This is a genomic window from Rheinheimera faecalis, from assembly GCF_021290965.1.
Lineage (GTDB): Bacteria > Pseudomonadota > Gammaproteobacteria > Enterobacterales > Alteromonadaceae > Pararheinheimera > Pararheinheimera faecalis.
Genome location: NZ_JAJOYT010000001.1, coordinates 443,951 through 460,376, shown reverse-complemented (window position 1 = coordinate 460,376; position 16,426 = coordinate 443,951). Strand labels below are relative to the sequence as shown.

Genomic DNA, 16,426 nt, shown 5'->3' with positions numbered 1-16,426 from the left:
AGTGATGGCTATTTATGCAACAAAGCAGGACTTGATAGACCGTGACAGCTCCATGGTTTGGAACCTGGCAATCGATAGAGAATCGGGTGAGTTAAACGATACCTTTATCAATCAAGCATTGGAGCAGGCAGACGACGAAATCAATTCGTTTCTGACCCGCTACATACTGCCCCTGCCAACTGTGCCTGGCATGTTGAATAAGCTGGCTATCACTATCGCATTTTACTGGTTAGCAGACCGTGATCAGCAGGCCACTAACCTGTTGGAAGAACGCTACAAGATGGCGCTGACCACCTTAAGGGAAATTGGCGCAGGGAAGCGCGATTTAGGTTTACCTGTGGCTGATAAGCCAGCTGAAAGCAGCCTGGGCAAAGTTGAGTTAGTCCAAGACAACGAGCGGTTGTTTACCCGTAACAGCTTGCGGGGCGTTCTGTAATGTCAATTAGTGTACAGGTCAGCGGCGTTCAGGAGTTACAGCGCTATAACCAGTTGCTGGAAACCCTGGGCGATCCTAAGCACAAAGAAGAATTGTTAGATGCCCTGGGCGGCATTGTTGAAAGCCAGACACGCCGCCGCATTGCAGATGAAAAAACATCTCCAGACGGCAGCCCTTGGGCGGAATGGAGCAGTGCCTATGCAAAGACCAGGCATGGCAATCAGTCTCTGCTGCAGGGTGATGGGGATTTGCTCGATTCGATTCAGTACGTAGTGGAAAGAAACCAAGTGCGTGTTGGTTCGCCACTGGCCTACGCCGCAGTGCATCAAGATGGCTTTAGCGGTGCAGTGCAAGTGGATGCACATACGCGCCTTATTACACAAGCTTTTGGTAAAGCCCTGGCGTTTCCGGTGTACCAGTCAGTGGGTGCATTTAGCCGGCTAATGAATATGCCAGCGCGTGAGTTCTTAGGTTTAAGCACAGACAACCAGCAAGAGATATATGCCGTGCTGGGTAACTTTTGGGGTGGGCTGATCCAATGACAAGACCAGATTTTGTTGTAACCGGCTCAACGGTGTGGGCCTGTGAACAAATTGCCGCATACCTCAAGCCAGAGCTGGAGGGCACAGAGCAGCAGTTGGACCGAGTGCAGACCGTTGAGCGCCATATTGGCAAGTTTGAAACTCCGGTAGACGTGAAGCGCTGGATAGCGAATCGGGATGGTGGCATTAGGATTGCGGCCATACGGGTATCGAATTACGAAAGCATAGGCAATCGCATTGTAGGCACAGTGAGCTTTGTTGCTTATGTATTTACCACCGACCAGTTTGGCTATCAAAAGGACACCCGCGCCGAAGTGATAGCGGGGAAATTAGCAGGGTTGCTGTTGCGCCGTGGTGCTCTGCCAACGGCCTACAGTAAAGCCGAGTCAGTACGGGGCGACAATCTTTACAGCGCGCAAGTAGACGAGCTGGGACTTGCTGTGTGGGCAGTCAGTTGGACACAGCAATGGTATCTGGATGTTGAGATGGACCTTGGAACGCTTGATGACTTTTTACGCTTTGGCATTAAAGCCGAAGTGGCAGACGATGCACCACAGCTGGAAGGTTTAGTGGATGTACCGCAGTAACAGACCAGCCCTGGTAAAGGGTGAAAACAGGAAATGATCATGTTGATAAAAATTAAACCCGCTAAAGCAGCGGTGCCGGTACACAAGCCAACTGGTGAATACCTGGCTGAGGCTGGCGAAGCGGTAGAACGCTCTTCCTATTGGGTTCGCCGCATTCAAGACGGCGATGTAGTTGAACTTAAAGCTCTTGCAAAAGCTAAATAACGGAGAATAACGATGGCACTCGGTAGCATCCCTAACGATATTAAAGTCCCTCTCGTTTATATCGAGATTGACAACTCAAACGCGCTATCGGGTACGCCTGCTTTAGCGCAAAAGGTTTTGGTGATCGGACAGCAGCTGGCAACAGGAACTGCAACGGCTCTCACCCTAAACCGTATTACTAACAGCGATAGCCAGATGGATGCTCTGTATGGCTATGGCTCCATGATGTCGCGCATGCTTAAGGCGTTTCGTGCGTCAAACCAATATACCGATGTGTATGCCCTGGGCGTAGCTGACCTTTCAGCTGGTACGGCGGCAAAGGGTGAAATCACTATTGCTGCAGCCAGTGCAAAAGCTGGTGTTATTGCGCTGTTGATTGCTGGTGAGTCGGTGCAGGTAGGTGTTAATGATGCAGATACAGCGGCCACTATTGCGACAGCGGTGATCGCTAAAATCAATGCTAACAAAAACCTACCTGTAACAGCCGCCCTGAAAGGCGCTACCACTGAAACAGTTGAATTAACCTGTAAGTGGAAAGGCTCAACCGGCAACGACTTAGATGTACGGTACAACTACTATGACGGCGAAGTACTGCCAACTGGTGTAACGCTAACACTTGTCGCTATGACAGGCGGCGCTGGCACACCGGATATGGACGCGGTGATCGCAGCAGTACCTAACGAGTGGTACAACCATATCGTGATGCCTTACAACGACACCCAAAGCCTGAACAAGTTGCGTGATGAGCTGGTGACTCGCTGGGGGCCGCTCAAGATGATTGAAGGCATTGCGTACACCGCATTCCGTGGCACCTTTGCTGAGACTGGTGCATTTGGTGTAGCACGTAACGATTACTTGTTTACATGCATGGGCACAAACAAAGCCCCTCACGCACCTTTTGAGTTTGCTGCTGCCTATGCTGGCCAGGCATCGTACTCACTCGGCATTGATCCAGCGCGCCCACTGCAAACGTTGGTGATGACAGGAATACTGCCACCCGCGAAAGAACTGCAGTGGGATATGACAGAACGCAACCTGCTGCTGGGTGATGGCATTGCGACCTACATGGTTACGCCAGGCGGCGAAGTCGCTATTGAGCGTGAAGTGTCTATGTATCGGGAGAATGCATTTGGTGATCCTGATCCAAGCTATCTGGATATCACCACGCCAGCCACCCTGGGTTATTTGCGTTACTCACTGCGCACTATGGTGACTAACCGTTTCCCACGCCACAAGCTGGCCAACGATGATGTATTAGACAGGCTTGATCCAGGTCAGCCAGTCGTCACACCTAAAATCATGCGTAATGCCATGTTAGAGCTGGCCAACAATGATTGGGTGCCTAAGGGCCTGATGGAAGACTTTGAAGGCTTCAAAGCCACGCTGAGCGTGTATCGGGATTCCAGCGATCAAAACCGGCTTAACTGTGTGTTCAACCCCAACATTGTTAATCAGTTCCGCATCTTTGCAGCGCTGATGCAGTTCAAACTTTAATTAGGAGCAGAAGCCCATGGGACAAATCCTTGGTGAAGTGGTTATTCGTGCCAACAGCAAACAGCTGAAAACGAAAAAAGGTTCAACCTTAAACCCTGGCGGCAACACCAATACCCCGCATGTTGGGCCTGGTCGTGTATGGGGTCATTCGAAGGAATACACACCGCCCACTATTGCCGTGGTTATTGCGGCGGATGAAGATGTGGATGTGATGGAAATCAATAGCATGACGAATGCCACAATCAACTGGGAAGGTGATAACGGCAAGGACTACATGATGACTGGTTGCTCCCCGCAGGCCCCGTTCACTCTTTCAGATTCTGGTGATATTACGGGCACTTTCCTAGGCAGTAAGGTGGAGCCTGTCTAATGGCCGTCATGACGTTTGAATTAACGCATGGCCTGAAGGTGGGTGAGCAAACCCACCTTGAGGTGGGCCTTAAAGAACTCACATCAGGTGATTACATTGACGCCCAGATAGCGGCTGAAAAAGTGATCGTACAGGACGGTAAAGCAATTGCTTACACAAGTGACGTGCTGTATGGGCTGGAGTTGCTACTGCGCCAGGTGGAATACATTGGTGCTGTGCAAGGCCCGATTAGCGTTAAAGAGCTGCGCAAGTTACACCAGGATGATTTTAAGTTGTTGCAACAAAAGGCGACAGAACTTGACCAGCTAATAGCGAAGGAGCTGGAGAACCGGGGGCGACCTTAAGGCGCTAGCGATAATCTGTGAGGATCTGCAATTAGCAATCGGGTCCCGCATTCCGTTCAGCGCCTCCAGTGCCATGTCACTGCGCCGCCTTGTCCGCACTTATAGAAAGTTAAGAGAGTTAATCCATGGCCCAGCAACTTAAAACCGACATTATCTTAAACCTTGCTGGCAACCTGGCTGCTAAAGCTCGTCAGTACGGTGCTTCGATGAGCGACTTTGCCAAGAAAAACGAAACGGCAATGACCATGATCAGGCGCTCAGCCGACATGGCTGGGCGCGGCATTGATACCTTAGGTAATCGTTATGTTGGAGCGGCAGCTGCCTTTGCTACGGGTGCGACGGTGCGCAATGTGGGCAACTTCTCTGAACAAATGACCCGCCTGGGAACGAATGCCAAACTGACTGACGACCAGGTGGCCATGCTAAAAGGCAACATTCTGGATCTAGCCAACCAAAAAGACATCCGTGTTGATACTACTCAATTCACTGCTGCAGTAGATGAGCTGTTGGGTAAGACAGGCGACTTTGAGTTTGTGAATGACAACCTGGAGAACATGGGCTTATTCATGCAAGCCTTTGGAGCTGATGCGAAATCAAGCGGCGCTTTATTTGCTCAGTTCCGTGAGAAAGGGATCAGAGACGCTAAAGACGTAATGAATACAGTTGATGATCTATACAGCCAGTTTGCGGTAGGTAGTGTGAACGTCAAAGACTTAGCGGCTATTTCAGAGCAGTTATTTGCTACGTACCAGGGCAAAGGCCCTGAGGCCATCACTCAAATGTCGTCGTTAGTGCAGTTATTTGCTAAAGCCAAAGGTAATGCCAATGAGTCGCTGACCTCTATTCAGGGTGTGTTTGCTGCATTTAATGACAAAACCAAAGTGGAGTTTTTGGACAAGCAAGGCATCGCAGTGTTTAAAGCTGGCACTAAGGAGATGCGCGAACCTGTTGAGTTGCTGTTAGAGATTTTAGATAAAGCTAAAAATGACCCAATGAAATTAGGGGATGTGTTCGACCAGTCATCATTGCAAGGTTTAGCGTCTTTGTACTCGCAAGAGAATAAAGACCTGTTACTGCAAATGAATAAATCGACGGGTGAATACGGTGAAACCCAAAAGGCCGCCGCCAAAAATGCCGCTGAATTTAATAATGCAGTGCAGTCTTTAACTACCTCATTTAACCAGTTTGCTGAAAGCCGCTTATCCCAACCTATCCGTGATATCGCTGATGCGATTAATAGCGTGGATGATGAAACCATAGACAACTGGCTGAAATGGGGCGAAGCCGCCCTGTGGGTTGTAGGCGGTTTGGTAGCAGCAAAAAAAGCTGTGGATGCTGCATCATGGGTTAGCGATAACTTTGGTGGTAAAAAGAAAGCTGGAGCCATGGGTGGTCAGGGCGGCTTTGCTGATATGGGTGTGATGCCGGTTTATGTGGTGAATATGGGCGCTGGTGGTATGGCTGGCGCTGCAGGTATCGATATTACAGATGCTATGGGCGGAGATAAGAAGCCTGGCAAAAGTAAGTGGAGCAAAGCAGGATCAGTTGCCAAAGGCGCAGCCGCAGCTGTCGGTGTATATCAATTGGTTGACTCATATTCAGATGCATTCAATGCTCGAAACGAGGCCTTTGTAAGTTTGGCTAAAACGACCAGGCTAGCTGATTGGTTCCCTAGTTTGTTCGGTGACGAAAAAATTCAGGACGTGGCGGTTAAGTCTGCTGGTCAAGCCAACATAAACACGGATATGTCCACCATGTTCAGCGGTGTGACAGGACAGCTCAACCTCAAGCTAGATTTGTCAGACAGCAGGCCAAAACTCACCGCGACCAAAACTCCGCCTGGCATCCTTATCGACCCTGACACAGGTGCTAATTAAAGTGACTATTAAAGGGCTTGCAAATGGCATTTGAAGACCGTTTAACCGCCTCGTTCAGGGGCGTTGAATTTTTACTTGAAGAGGCCGATGGCGAAAGTGGCCGCCGTGCTATTCCTCATGCTTACCCCAAAAAAGAAGTTGGCTACACCGAAGACAACGGCAAGGTGCTTACTCAGGAGCGTATTAGTGGCCGTGTGGTCGGTGCTGATTATTTCGACCAGCTCAAGAACATTCTGGAGGCACTGAATAAACCAGGACCTGGCGAACTAATCCACCCGTGGTTTGGTATTCGTAAAGTGCAGATTGGCAAGGTCAGCCATAAGTTAGTCAATCGCGTTGACGGCACAGCAACCATTAACTTTGAAGTCTATGAAGTGGGTGAAAACCTGTTTCCTAACGCCAAATCAGACACCGCAACCCAAGTTAAAAGCGAGGCAGACAAGACCAAAGATGCAGTCAATGCCGCATTTGCTGATGAGTTTGATATAAGCACTCTGGATGGTATGGGCGATATGGTCGATGCATTCTTAGATGATTTGGACGAACTGACACGAGGCTTACCCTCATTGCCTGATGACCTGCGCCAGTGGACTGACCGACTAATCAGAACCAAAGACTCTGTAGGCAAGCTATTAGCTTATCCTGGTGAACTGGCCCGTGAAGCAATGGGCCTGCTGGAAGACATTAAAGGCGTAGTGAAAGACCCCATACGTGCACTGGACGTTTATAAGAACGTGCAAAACCGCTGGAGTGGCATGCGTGCTGAGTTGGGTGCAACAGGCGGTTTGTCGCGAAACATATCAAGCGAAGGTGGCGTGGCAGGTTCGGTGCCTAAGCTGGCTAACCCTTCTAAAAACGCCGCTATCCTGGCGAATGCGGAAGCATTTAAAACCCTGACGTTAAATAGCGCCATAGTGGCTAGTTGCTCAGCGTTGGGCGAAGCCGAGATTGTGAAAAAACTGGATGATGAACCCCAGTTGGTAGAGAGCCTATCTGGCGCAGAACGCAACGCGATTTTAACGGGGCAGCAATTGAAAAGCCTGGGCTATGGTATTGCTGATCAGTTAGCACTTTATGCTGCAGCTGCTGTTGAGTCTCAACGTTCTGCAGTGTGGAGGCAGATGCGGGCTTTAAGGCAAGCCGTGTTGGCGGACACTCGGGCGCGTGCAGAACTGCTACCTCAGGTAAGTATCTATCAGCCTAAAGAGAGTGTGCCGGTTGCTTTAGTTGCATGGCAGCAAACGGGTAATACAGAACGGCGCGACAGCATAGTGCAGCGCAATGGATTTAAGAACCCTGCCTTTGTTTTGCCAACAGATACGGTTGAGGTGATCGGCTAATGGAAGAAATTGTGTTGAAAGCTGGTGGTCAGATTTACCAGGGCTGGACCAAGATTGGAGTAACCCGATCACTAGATGCTATGTCCGGTAGCTTTGACCTTGAGCTGACATGGAAGTGGCAAGGCAGCGAGCAGCAGTATAAGAAGTTTGTTGAGCCTATCCAGCAAGGCCAGGCATGCACTGTAGATATCGGTGGTGAACGTGTTATCACAGGCTATGTGGATGATTGGGTGCCAAGTTACGACGAATCGACAGTGACTATTAGCGTAAGTGGCCGCGACAAAACGGCTGACCTGGTGGATTGCTCTATCGACTACCCCAGCGGGCAGTTCAACAACCAGAGCCTGGCACAAATTGCGGATGTGGTGTGTAAGCCCTTTGGCATTAAGGTGATCGTAAATACTGACGTAGGCGAGCCATTCCAACGCATTCAAATAGAGCAAGGTGAAACCCCGCATGAGCTATTGTCACGCCTGGCTAAACAGCGTGGCGTGCTATTAACCAGCGATACCTTTGGCAATTTAGTGATCACCCGAGCCAGCAAAGAAAAAGCCGGCGTTTCGTTGATACTCGGCGAGAACATTAAGGCAGCGCGTGGCCGCTTCAGCTGGCGGCAGCGGTTTAGTAATTTCACAATTAAAGCTGCGGGTGCTGGCCATGGTAACTGGGACACTGCGCCAATATCTGCTGTTGGAGGGATTAAAGCCGATGTGAAAGACAGTGAGATTGGCCGTTATCGCCCGATGATTATCGTCAACGAAGAAATCACTACCGCAGAGGGTGCAGCCCGACGTGGCCAGTGGGAACGCCAGCGCAGCATAGGCAAATCAAACACAGCTGAATACACAGTAACAGGCTGGCGCATCCCACAAACAGGCAAGCTTTGGAATATCAATACTATTGTGCCAGTGCTTGACGAAATCCTTGGGCTGGATGAGGAAATGCTGATTTTATCTATTATGTTCACCGAGGACGATGCCGGACGTTTGGCAGTAATTAGCGTGGTACGGCCTGACTCTATGGATATACCGCCACAAATAGTAAAAGACACTAAGTTAGGTGGTGGCCAATGGTAAGTGAACGCTATATTGAAAGGCTGCTGGCACCAATTAAGCGGCGCATTACCGGCATGTTAACCAGGGCGGTAGTCAGTGGTATTGTTGAAGACTTGCAGCGCCAGAACTTGCAGGTGAAGATGCATGCTGATGAGTCAGCAGATAACATTGAGCGCTTTCAAAACTATGGGATGAGTTCATTCCCGCCTGAAGGCGCTGAAGCTATTGTTGCCGCACTGGGTGGCTCAATGTCGGGTTTAGTAGCCATAGCAGTCGAAGATAAAAAATGTCGGCCAAAAGGTGAAATTGGTGATGTTTTTCTATACCATCTTGAAGGTCACAAAATCCGCTTAACGAAAGACGGTAAGATTATTCTTACTGCCACAGACGTCATTTTTGAAATCACCAACAGCTTTAGCATTGCAGCAACTGACGTTATTTTCGATGTCAGCAATTCGTTCACTATCATCTCGCCAGAGACATTCATTCAAGGCCCTTTACACGTCACTGGTGGTATATCAACAGACCTCGGGATTTATGCAGTTGGCTCCATTACTTCAGACAGTATTGTTTATGGATCTGATTTAAGTGCTAACGGTATTTCTTACTTAGGTCACACCCACAAAGACGCGGAAGACAGGCCGACCACACCACCAGAGTAGGTTCGTTATGAGCGCCATCGTGTTTGACATGGTGAAAAATGCAGGTTTGATTATCGAGGGTGCTGATATCGGCGAGATATCCACCCTCGCTTTGATCTCACTGTTTACTGACGCCCGCGCTGATGAATCAGACACCTTACCTGATGGCTCCAAAGACTTACGCGGTTGGCCTGGTGACTCGTTTTACTCCGAGCCATGGGGTTCTAAATTGTGGCTGCTCTACCGCGAAAAAATGACCACGGATGTACGTAATAAAGCTGTGAAATATGCAGAAGATGCACTGGCCTGGATGCTGCGTGATAACGGCGAAGGTGTTGTTGCCAAGAGCGTTCAAGTGACTGGCTCTATTCCAAAGTTTCAAACCTTGGCGCTGAATGTTGTGATCACTAAACCCGATGGTGAAGTGATTTCTTTTACTGTATCGAAACGATGGGAGACACAAGGTGCCGTTTAATGTACCCACGCTTAGAGCACTGATTGAAAGCGGGCTAATCGACATTGAAGCCTCGCTGGATACTATTTTACCAAAGTTTGGTATTGAGCAGGCCCTGAACGCTGCAGTTAGTGGCAGCCTTCGCGACTTGTATGATTATCAAAGCTGGATTGTTCGCCAGGTTATTCCTTCTTCTGAGTCTGAAGACCAAACCATCATTGATACAGCCCGTTATGAAGGCGTGATCCAGAAGCTGGCCAGTTCAGCCATAGGTCCGGTTACCTTTGCTGGCAGCTCAGCAATTCCAGTTGATACTGTGATGACGCATGCTGATGGCCGCCTATATCGTGTGACACTTTCTAATGAGCCATCAGGTGGCATTGTAGTGATACAAGTTGAAGCTGAAGTGCCAGGTGCCGCGGGTAACCTGCTAGCTGGTGAAAGCTTAACCTTAGTTTCTACTGTGCCAGGCATTCAGCCGAATGGCATAAGTGGTGGCATTGCAGGCGGTGCCGATTTAGAGCCTGTGGCGCAAGTGCTTGAACGTTTATTGTTCCGCAAACGTAATCCGCCAATGGGCGGCGCTGTGCATGACTATGTTGCCTGGTGTCGCGAAGTGCCAGGCGTTGCCCGAGCCTGGGCAGTCGATGCCTATCAAGGGCCAGCTACAGTTGGCTATGCCTTTGTGTTTGATTCACGCACCGATATTTTGCCCACTTTGGTAGACCAAATCACGATGGCCGATTACATCTATCGCCACAAAGACCCAGCAACGGGTGCTGATGTAGGGCGACCAGGTGGCATTGAGGCGGTTTATATTCCACTGACGCTTAAAACCACAGCGTTAGGCGTCACTTTATTTCCTGACAGCCCTGAGCTACGCCAAAGCGTGCAATCCAGCATTAAAGCCTATTTCAACACGCTTGGCCCAGGTTCAACCTTGCTATTGAGTGCAGTTCGTACAGCCATAGGTTCAACTTTGGCTGTGTCTGATTACCTGTTGGATTTAGCCGTTGATGTAACTGCGGAAGACACAGAGCTACATGCATTAGGAGTGATCACATGGGGCACTCCGTAGCGCAGTGGACTAACTCAATCCTGGCGCAAATGCCTCGCGGGCTTTTGTGGCAAAGAGCTACAACGCTGGACCTTTACAAATACGCGCAAGGATATGCGCAACGATTAGAGCGTGCGGAGTCCAGCGCTGATAGCTTACTGTTTGAAATGCGCCCTGAATCCACCGTTCAGTTGCTGGATGAATGGGAAGAGTATTTAGGTTTGCCCGAGTGTTCTGCTGACTCTTCATCCAGCATCGAATATCGAAGATATGCAGCAGTTGAAAAATACCACCGCAAGGGCGGTTTGCAAGCGTGGAATATCCAAAAGCTTGCTACTGACTTAGGTTTCACAGTTGAGGTTGATGAAACGTTTCCACATCACTGCATGCGCTCATGCACTTACCCGCTGTGGGAGCAAAAATACCGCTACATACTGCGGGTAACGGTTTATGGGATACCTGGTGCTTTCATGACTTGCTTGGATGATGTGTTAACGCCACTGCTAACGTCTGATGCCCGAGTTCTGGAGTGCACTTTACAGCGTTACAAAGTCGCTGGTTTGTATTACGAGTTTTATTACGCCGCTTAGGCATTTTCAGTCATAAAGCCGCTTCAAACGGCGTTTAAATTAGTTTCGATTAGGAGTCACTATGCATCCGTTACGCAATGGTTCACAAGCAACAGTTCGCCCAGCCGCAAAACCATTATCTGGTTCGCCTGGTTGGTTTACTGAGTCTGGTGACAATAATAGGCCAAGCTATCCTGGTGCTGATTGGTTTAATCATGTAATTGCAGAGTTTGCTAACACATTAGCAGCTTGTGGTGTGGTTTTTGACCCTGCGCAGGATAACAATTTAGCGAAAGCTTTTGAAAGCATTCAGAAAGTCATTGGCGACTTTGTCACGCCTGAGATGTTTGGACTTGTTGGAGAAGAAGATAACGATAATCACCTGTTTGAAGCGGCAGCTGCAACAGGTAAGCCGATCAAGGCTTTTGGGGCAGAATACAATTTTAATCAGTCTGTCTTTGAATCTTCGTTAGATCTTGAATTTGGTGAAAATACTGTTGTAAACAACGTTCAAGCGTCAGGCGCAAAGCAACCGTCAATCCGCTGCGTGGGTGCAGGTCGGGTGGGTACTGTAATGACAGTGACCGCTATTGGCACTGGTCTTTATAGAGAGATTACTGTAGATGACGCCTCAGACCTTTCCGTTGGGGATACGGTTGAAATGCGTGAAACCGCTGAGCTCAGATTAGAGGTTGGCGTTTCTTCGCCCTCCATGCAGGATTTCAACTATTACGAATATTTTACAGTTGAATCTATTGTCGGTGATTCAGTTACATTTGAGGAATATGTCGGAGGTAAGTTTGATATCGGCAATGGAGTCCGGTTAAGCAAGGTTGAGTTTTTAGAAAACTGTAATATTCGCGGAGGGATACATAAAGGTAATGGCTTCGGCGGCGGCGGTGTTGGCCTTAAATGGTGTCGAAAGTCAATTGTAGCCGTTAAAGCTCAAGGCGTCGGTGGAGACTTGGGGATTAATCAAAGGTTTGGTGGAGCTGCTGGCTTGCTAACAGATTGCTGGGAGTGTGATCTAACTATTAATTATGCCCAGTGGTGCTTGTTTAGTGCATTTGTAACTCGCATACAGTCCTGCAATGTTGAGGTAAAAGGCGGCAAGCGTACAAGTAACGGCGGCTTAATTGTTGAAAGCGCCCGTAAGTCATTGTTAACCCCAGCTGCACAAGATAACCCTGGCGATACTTCGGGCGATGGCATGGGCGTATCAGGGCGGACTTGGGGTTGTACCTTTGGACCATTAACAATTGGTGGCGCAAAGTGTCACACTACATGGGTTCGCCAACCAGTTAAACACAACACGTTTTTACCAATCACGTCAATCAACTCAATCACATCAGTTTTAAACTTGTACGGCGATGATAACGTTTTTATTTGCGTAAAAGCCGTTGGTAGTCCTGGCGTTACATTTGAGGGATCAGGAAATACAGTACACCTAGAATATGATGGCCCTGGCAATGGAGCTTTTTTTGCTGCGGGAACAAGCCGGAACAAGTTGACAGGCAGATCGCGCACTACTGCTACGACAGGTGATTTTGATGTGTTAATCGGCGGAGAAATTACCTACACAACTATTGATATGGACTGCGGTGAGCGCGGTTTAGGTTATGGATCTGAAGTGAAGGAAAACCACTCAAACAATATTGATATTCGAGGTCCTAAACCGTATCGGCTGGGCTCCGCGAAGACAACGCGGGGTTATGTATGGTCTGACCTATTAACGGATGTCACATCTACCCCGCAGGCACTTCTGGTGCCAGGAGATGCTGGTGACACAAATGGTCTGCGCCAGTTAACCGCACCAACTCAGGATATTCCTGATATTTTCAAGATAACGTTAAAAACTACCAACTTTTTACCAGACACTTATTCCGAGTATTTACTAACCGGTGGTCAGTCCACTTGGGATGTATCGCCACTCACGGAGGGTGTTAGCGGTTTTGCTCCGCGACTTGAAAATGCCTCTGGCACAATCTTTGTTCGATTGAATACTGAGGCTGGGCCAGCCAACATGGCTATTCAAATCGAAAAATTTTGATCTTAGAAAATACTGACTATAAGTTCAGTTCTTAATATGGACGAGAAGCCTAGTAATATGAGCATGACCATTTATGCTTAATTTACTAGGCTTTCTTGCTCAACTGTCGCGGCGCGCTTCACGGGATAAGCTGCATAAACAGCCGTACAGTAATTGCTGAGATAATCATGCCAAGCGCTTCAGGCAGGCCAATAGCGTTCATCATTCCCAAAACATCCGGAGGCAACGCATCAAAGAGCTGCTGTATGCCAAAAGGTTGTAAAATTGCACCAACACCATCAAGGGCCAAGCGACCCACAATAAAGAAGCCATCAAGGATGGTAAGCAGTATATTTTCAAAAAGCACTCCAACAGTTGCGACAGCTGCGTAAGAAATTTCATAGCACCAATTCCCAAAATCTATTAACCATTGCGGCATGAGTTAACCTCCAAAAATTAAACGACGGCACAAAAAGCCAGCTGTTATCAAAATGATGAGTCGGACAAAAGAAAGGATGTAAGGCGGCAATTCAAGGGAATGGCAGCCGAGATTTGCAAAGCCCACATCTATGCAAAACTGCCAGCTGGTAGGAGCAGTGCCCGATATAGTCGGGTTAAACCGCTCTAAATATTCATGAACAGATGAGTCTTGAAAGGCGGCTTTATGGGTTTCATAAATGCTTGTCATGCCTTCAGGGTACTTAGGAGTAACCCAGCTTTTACCTTTGTAGCAATCATCACCAGTACAAAGCGTAGGGCCAGTGTTTTGACCTGAGCCGGGTTCAAACGCGTTACCTAAACCATCGATGCTTTCGCTGATGCCGTCAAGCTTTTCACCCAAACCGTTTACTGCATCTGTGACCTGTTGGCCGGACGCTGCAACAGCCTGCTGTGTAGCCTGACCGCTGGCTACTACATTGTTGCCTGTAGCGCCTGTGTTATTGATTAAAGCGGTAAGTTTTTCTTTGACTTCGGTGTCATCATATTCTGAAGTTCCATCTTCTAAAGCACCTTTGATAGCCACAAGCTCTGCCAAAAGTTCATCAGTAGAACCGTCGATTACCTGTTGTGTATTGAGCGCTGAGTCGACAACGCTTTCATTAAGTTCTGAGACTTTAGTGTTAAGTGTATCCAGTCTTTCATGAGTGCCAGTATCTGACGAAGGACCGCCAGTGCCACCTCCGGTTTCGATGTTTTCAACAGCGGTTTTAATCTGATTAAGTTGCTGACCAAGCTGCTGAGACAACCCCTGTCCCTGACCCAAAAGGCCATCAAGTCTGTCATTGACGCCTTGCAATTGACCATCATCACCAGGAGCAGAAGATGAATTATTAATGGCATTTATAATGCGATCTGTATTGGTATTTGCATCAGATTTAATGCCGGTTAAAAGGTCATTGGTCTGTTGATTACCTTCGCCACCTGAATCGCCTTCAAGCAGTATGTTACGAATTTCGCTAGTTATGTTCTTCGTATCGGATACGTCACCCATAAGATAGCCAGAGTTATAAGCAGCTTCAGAAGCCATATTGTAGGCTTGCTGTGCGTTGTAATTGGCTTGGGAAGCATAATCGGATGCGAGAGCTGTATTGTGAGCGGCGTTATCTGCATCTTCCTCTATAGAATCTAAAGAACTTTGAGCAGTTACCTGTGCAGCATGGGTTTGCTGATGAAGTTGTTCATTTCTAAGAGCATCTTCAGTAGCAGTAAGCTGAATATCATCAGAAATAGATTTAATTTCAGATAATGATTGAGCCAGAGCGTCGTTAGACTGGAGAAGCTCTGACTTAAGATTGCTTATTGATTGGTTCGTAACATTTACAGCATCTCTAGTGAGGTCTGAAGACGACTTAGAAGAATCAGCAGAGGCTTTGGCAGCATTAACGTAAGTACTAAATTGACTCATACGGTCAGACAACGTAATAACGTTATCGTTAACGGTTTTATCATTTGCACTAAGGGCTTGCAGGCCATAACTGACGCGCTCAAAACCGATATAGGTGCCTTGGGTGCTGCTAGTAATGGTATTGCGCAATGGTATTAAAGAGTCCGCCATGTCGAAAACGGGGGCTTGAGTAAGTTTAATTGATGGAATTACGTGAAGTTGGTCAGAAAGCGGTATATCAGAAAGAGGTGGGTCAAAAAGTTGTCCAGTATAACTCCATGGGCCGCCTCCAGCGCCACCAGATGTGTTGTTAATAGCACAGACAAAAGTTGGCGTGCGAACAAGTTCACACTTAAAGCCGTTTTGAGAGATAGATGCAACAGTGGGGCAGCTACTTCCCTGAAAATCCAAATACTGAACAACCTGGTTTGAATGCGCGATGCATTCACCATCAGCGTAAGCGTGGTTTGATAAAAAAAGCCCCGCGAAAAGCAGGGCAAAAGTTAGTTTGTTTTTCATCGAAAGCCCTTAGTCATGGCTTTTGCACATTCAACCCCCACCCACATGGCCATCATGTAAATGAGGGCAGTGATAGCACCGCCCAGCATTAAATTACGCCTTACGCACAGCGCGTTTGCCTAAGTCGATTGACTTAAAGGCCATATGGATGCCGATAACCAGAACACCCATACCGACAATGGCAACAGCAACGTCAGCTAAATCAATAGCAGCAAAAATTTCAGTCATGTTTTTTACTCACAGTTTGTTAATTAATTGTCTGGCTAAGGACACCAAATAAGGGCCGTACCAGAAGGTTAAATAAAGGGTTATGCCGAACGTAAAGGACTGCAAAAACCCTTCAGGTGTTACACCAAGCGACTGCTGCTGTTTAACTTCGGCAGCCGTTGGAATCCAATAGCCAGTACACGTTTCTAACGTGTCGGCTGTAAAAACGGGGTTGGCGCTGTAGCTGTACGGAACCCAATACTGGCCAGCGGTACAGGCAGCGTTCGGGGAGTAGTACGCCTCAGGTGGACAGACCCGAATGTAACCAACGCCAGACGCTGGAATACCATCAGGCCAACCTTCACCACCAAGAGGCGTAGCTGTCTTCAAACATTGTGCGTTTACGAATGAAGACAGGAACAGTACAGCTACAGCTAAAAGCTTCATGCGGCGTTCTCTTTTTGAACCTTGGCACCTTGACCAAACATCTGCATTGCGGATTCAGTAACGTAGCGAGTAACGCCTGATGAACCCTGATAAGTGCTAACGTAAATCGGTAGTGAAATTTGAGTTTCCAGCATCGGCGCTAACAGGGTTAAAAAGCCTTTGGTGGCAAGGTCTTTGGATACCGTGAGTTCGGTAATCATTTCGCTTGTCGTGCCGAACTTTGTGGGGATTTGGCGCATCATGCCAAGCACGTACTGCGTGTACGCTTTTTTCTCTTTGTCTAACTTCTGTTCTTCGCGATAGCCTAAATAGATGCCTGTGTGAGAGTCACCTGTGAACGTTGGAATGTGGACTAATTCAGCCATGTTG

Annotated in this window: 20 protein-coding genes; 15 read left to right on the top strand and 5 right to left on the bottom strand. The window is 48.2% G+C overall.

Annotation, left to right across the window (positions count from 1 at the left end; all coding sequences use genetic code 11):
* Window positions 1–4 precede the first annotated feature (4 nt).
* The 15 genes from LSG34_RS02120 (at window position 5) to LSG34_RS02050 (ending at window position 13,020) form a co-directional block, all read left to right on the top strand.
* Window positions 5–436, top strand: coding sequence for a gp436 family protein (locus tag LSG34_RS02120; RefSeq protein ID WP_233007159.1), 432 nt, complete (start codon window positions 5–7; stop codon window positions 434–436).
* Window positions 436–978 carry a phage virion morphogenesis protein gene (locus LSG34_RS02115; RefSeq protein ID WP_233007158.1) on the top strand — a complete coding sequence of 181 codons (543 nt, stop codon included), beginning with the start codon at window positions 436–438 and terminating at the stop codon, window positions 976–978. The genes LSG34_RS02120 and LSG34_RS02115 overlap by 1 nt, the downstream gene beginning before the upstream one ends.
* Window positions 975–1,565, top strand: a complete 591-nt coding sequence (locus tag LSG34_RS02110; RefSeq protein ID WP_233007157.1) for a hypothetical protein — start codon at window positions 975–977, stop codon at window positions 1,563–1,565. Before LSG34_RS02115 ends, LSG34_RS02110 begins: the two co-directional genes overlap by 4 nt.
* A 39-nt stretch (window positions 1,566–1,604) precedes the next feature.
* Entirely contained in the window at window positions 1,605–1,769 is a 165-nt protein-coding gene (locus LSG34_RS02105; protein WP_233007156.1) for a DUF2635 domain-containing protein, read from the top strand.
* A gap of 12 nt (window positions 1,770–1,781) precedes the next feature.
* Window positions 1,782–3,263, top strand: coding sequence for a phage tail sheath subtilisin-like domain-containing protein (locus LSG34_RS02100; RefSeq protein ID WP_233007155.1), 1,482 nt, complete (start codon window positions 1,782–1,784; stop codon window positions 3,261–3,263).
* Window positions 3,264–3,279: 16 nt separating this feature from the next.
* Entirely contained in the window at window positions 3,280–3,633 is a 354-nt protein-coding gene (locus LSG34_RS02095) for a phage tail tube protein (protein WP_233007154.1), read from the top strand.
* Window positions 3,633–3,977, top strand: a complete 345-nt coding sequence (locus LSG34_RS02090) for a phage tail assembly protein (RefSeq protein WP_233007153.1) — start codon at window positions 3,633–3,635, stop codon at window positions 3,975–3,977. Before LSG34_RS02095 ends, LSG34_RS02090 begins: the two co-directional genes overlap by 1 nt.
* Before the next feature lie 125 nt (window positions 3,978–4,102).
* Window positions 4,103–5,854 carry a hypothetical protein gene (locus LSG34_RS02085; protein WP_233007152.1) on the top strand — a complete coding sequence of 584 codons (1,752 nt, stop codon included), beginning with the start codon at window positions 4,103–4,105 and terminating at the stop codon, window positions 5,852–5,854.
* A 23-nt stretch (window positions 5,855–5,877) separates the two neighbouring features.
* Window positions 5,878–7,194: a DNA circularization protein gene (locus tag LSG34_RS02080; protein WP_233007151.1), complete on the top strand. Its 1,317-nt coding sequence runs from the start codon at window positions 5,878–5,880 to the stop codon at window positions 7,192–7,194.
* Window positions 7,194–8,270: a phage baseplate assembly protein gene (locus LSG34_RS02075; protein WP_233007150.1), complete on the top strand. Its 1,077-nt coding sequence runs from the start codon at window positions 7,194–7,196 to the stop codon at window positions 8,268–8,270. The genes LSG34_RS02080 and LSG34_RS02075 overlap by 1 nt, the downstream gene beginning before the upstream one ends.
* Window positions 8,264–8,911: a phage baseplate assembly protein V gene (locus tag LSG34_RS02070; RefSeq protein WP_233007149.1), complete on the top strand. Its 648-nt coding sequence runs from the start codon at window positions 8,264–8,266 to the stop codon at window positions 8,909–8,911. Before LSG34_RS02075 ends, LSG34_RS02070 begins: the two co-directional genes overlap by 7 nt.
* Before the next feature lie 7 nt (window positions 8,912–8,918).
* Window positions 8,919–9,365, top strand: coding sequence for a phage GP46 family protein (locus LSG34_RS02065; protein WP_233007148.1), 447 nt, complete (start codon window positions 8,919–8,921; stop codon window positions 9,363–9,365).
* Window positions 9,355–10,422, top strand: coding sequence for a baseplate J/gp47 family protein (locus tag LSG34_RS02060; RefSeq protein ID WP_233007147.1), 1,068 nt, complete (start codon window positions 9,355–9,357; stop codon window positions 10,420–10,422). The genes LSG34_RS02065 and LSG34_RS02060 overlap by 11 nt, the downstream gene beginning before the upstream one ends.
* Window positions 10,407–10,991: a YmfQ family protein gene (locus tag LSG34_RS02055; RefSeq protein WP_233007146.1), complete on the top strand. Its 585-nt coding sequence runs from the start codon at window positions 10,407–10,409 to the stop codon at window positions 10,989–10,991. Before LSG34_RS02060 ends, LSG34_RS02055 begins: the two co-directional genes overlap by 16 nt.
* Window positions 10,992–11,052: 61 nt before the next feature.
* Complete coding sequence (locus tag LSG34_RS02050) at window positions 11,053–13,020, top strand: hypothetical protein (RefSeq protein ID WP_233007145.1); 1,968 nt, start codon at window positions 11,053–11,055, stop codon at window positions 13,018–13,020.
* Between the two features lie 118 nt (window positions 13,021–13,138).
* On the opposite strand, the gene LSG34_RS02045 is transcribed toward LSG34_RS02050, so the two are convergent.
* The 5 genes from LSG34_RS02045 to LSG34_RS02030 all read right to left on the bottom strand — a co-directional run bounded on the left by LSG34_RS02045 (window position 13,139) and on the right by LSG34_RS02030 (window position 16,422).
* A complete protein-coding gene (locus LSG34_RS02045; protein WP_233007144.1) occupies window positions 13,139–13,438 on the bottom strand; it encodes a DUF2523 family protein in 300 nt (99 codons plus the stop codon).
* A 3-nt stretch (window positions 13,439–13,441) separates the two neighbouring features.
* The gene (locus tag LSG34_RS02040) at window positions 13,442–15,403 is read right to left on the bottom strand and encodes a hypothetical protein (RefSeq protein WP_233007143.1); all 1,962 of its coding nucleotides are present in this window, start codon (window positions 15,401–15,403) and stop codon (window positions 13,442–13,444) included.
* A gap of 93 nt (window positions 15,404–15,496) precedes the next feature.
* Window positions 15,497–15,631: a hypothetical protein gene (locus LSG34_RS20700; protein WP_269822744.1), complete on the bottom strand. Its 135-nt coding sequence runs from the start codon at window positions 15,629–15,631 to the stop codon at window positions 15,497–15,499.
* Window positions 15,632–15,640: 9 nt separating this feature from the next.
* Window positions 15,641–16,057: a hypothetical protein gene (locus LSG34_RS02035; protein WP_233007142.1), complete on the bottom strand. Its 417-nt coding sequence runs from the start codon at window positions 16,055–16,057 to the stop codon at window positions 15,641–15,643.
* On the bottom strand, window positions 16,054–16,422 hold the full coding sequence (locus tag LSG34_RS02030) for a hypothetical protein (protein WP_233007141.1): 369 nt from the start codon (window positions 16,420–16,422) through the stop codon (window positions 16,054–16,056). Before LSG34_RS02030 ends, LSG34_RS02035 begins: the two co-directional genes overlap by 4 nt.
* Window positions 16,423–16,426 lie beyond the last annotated feature (4 nt).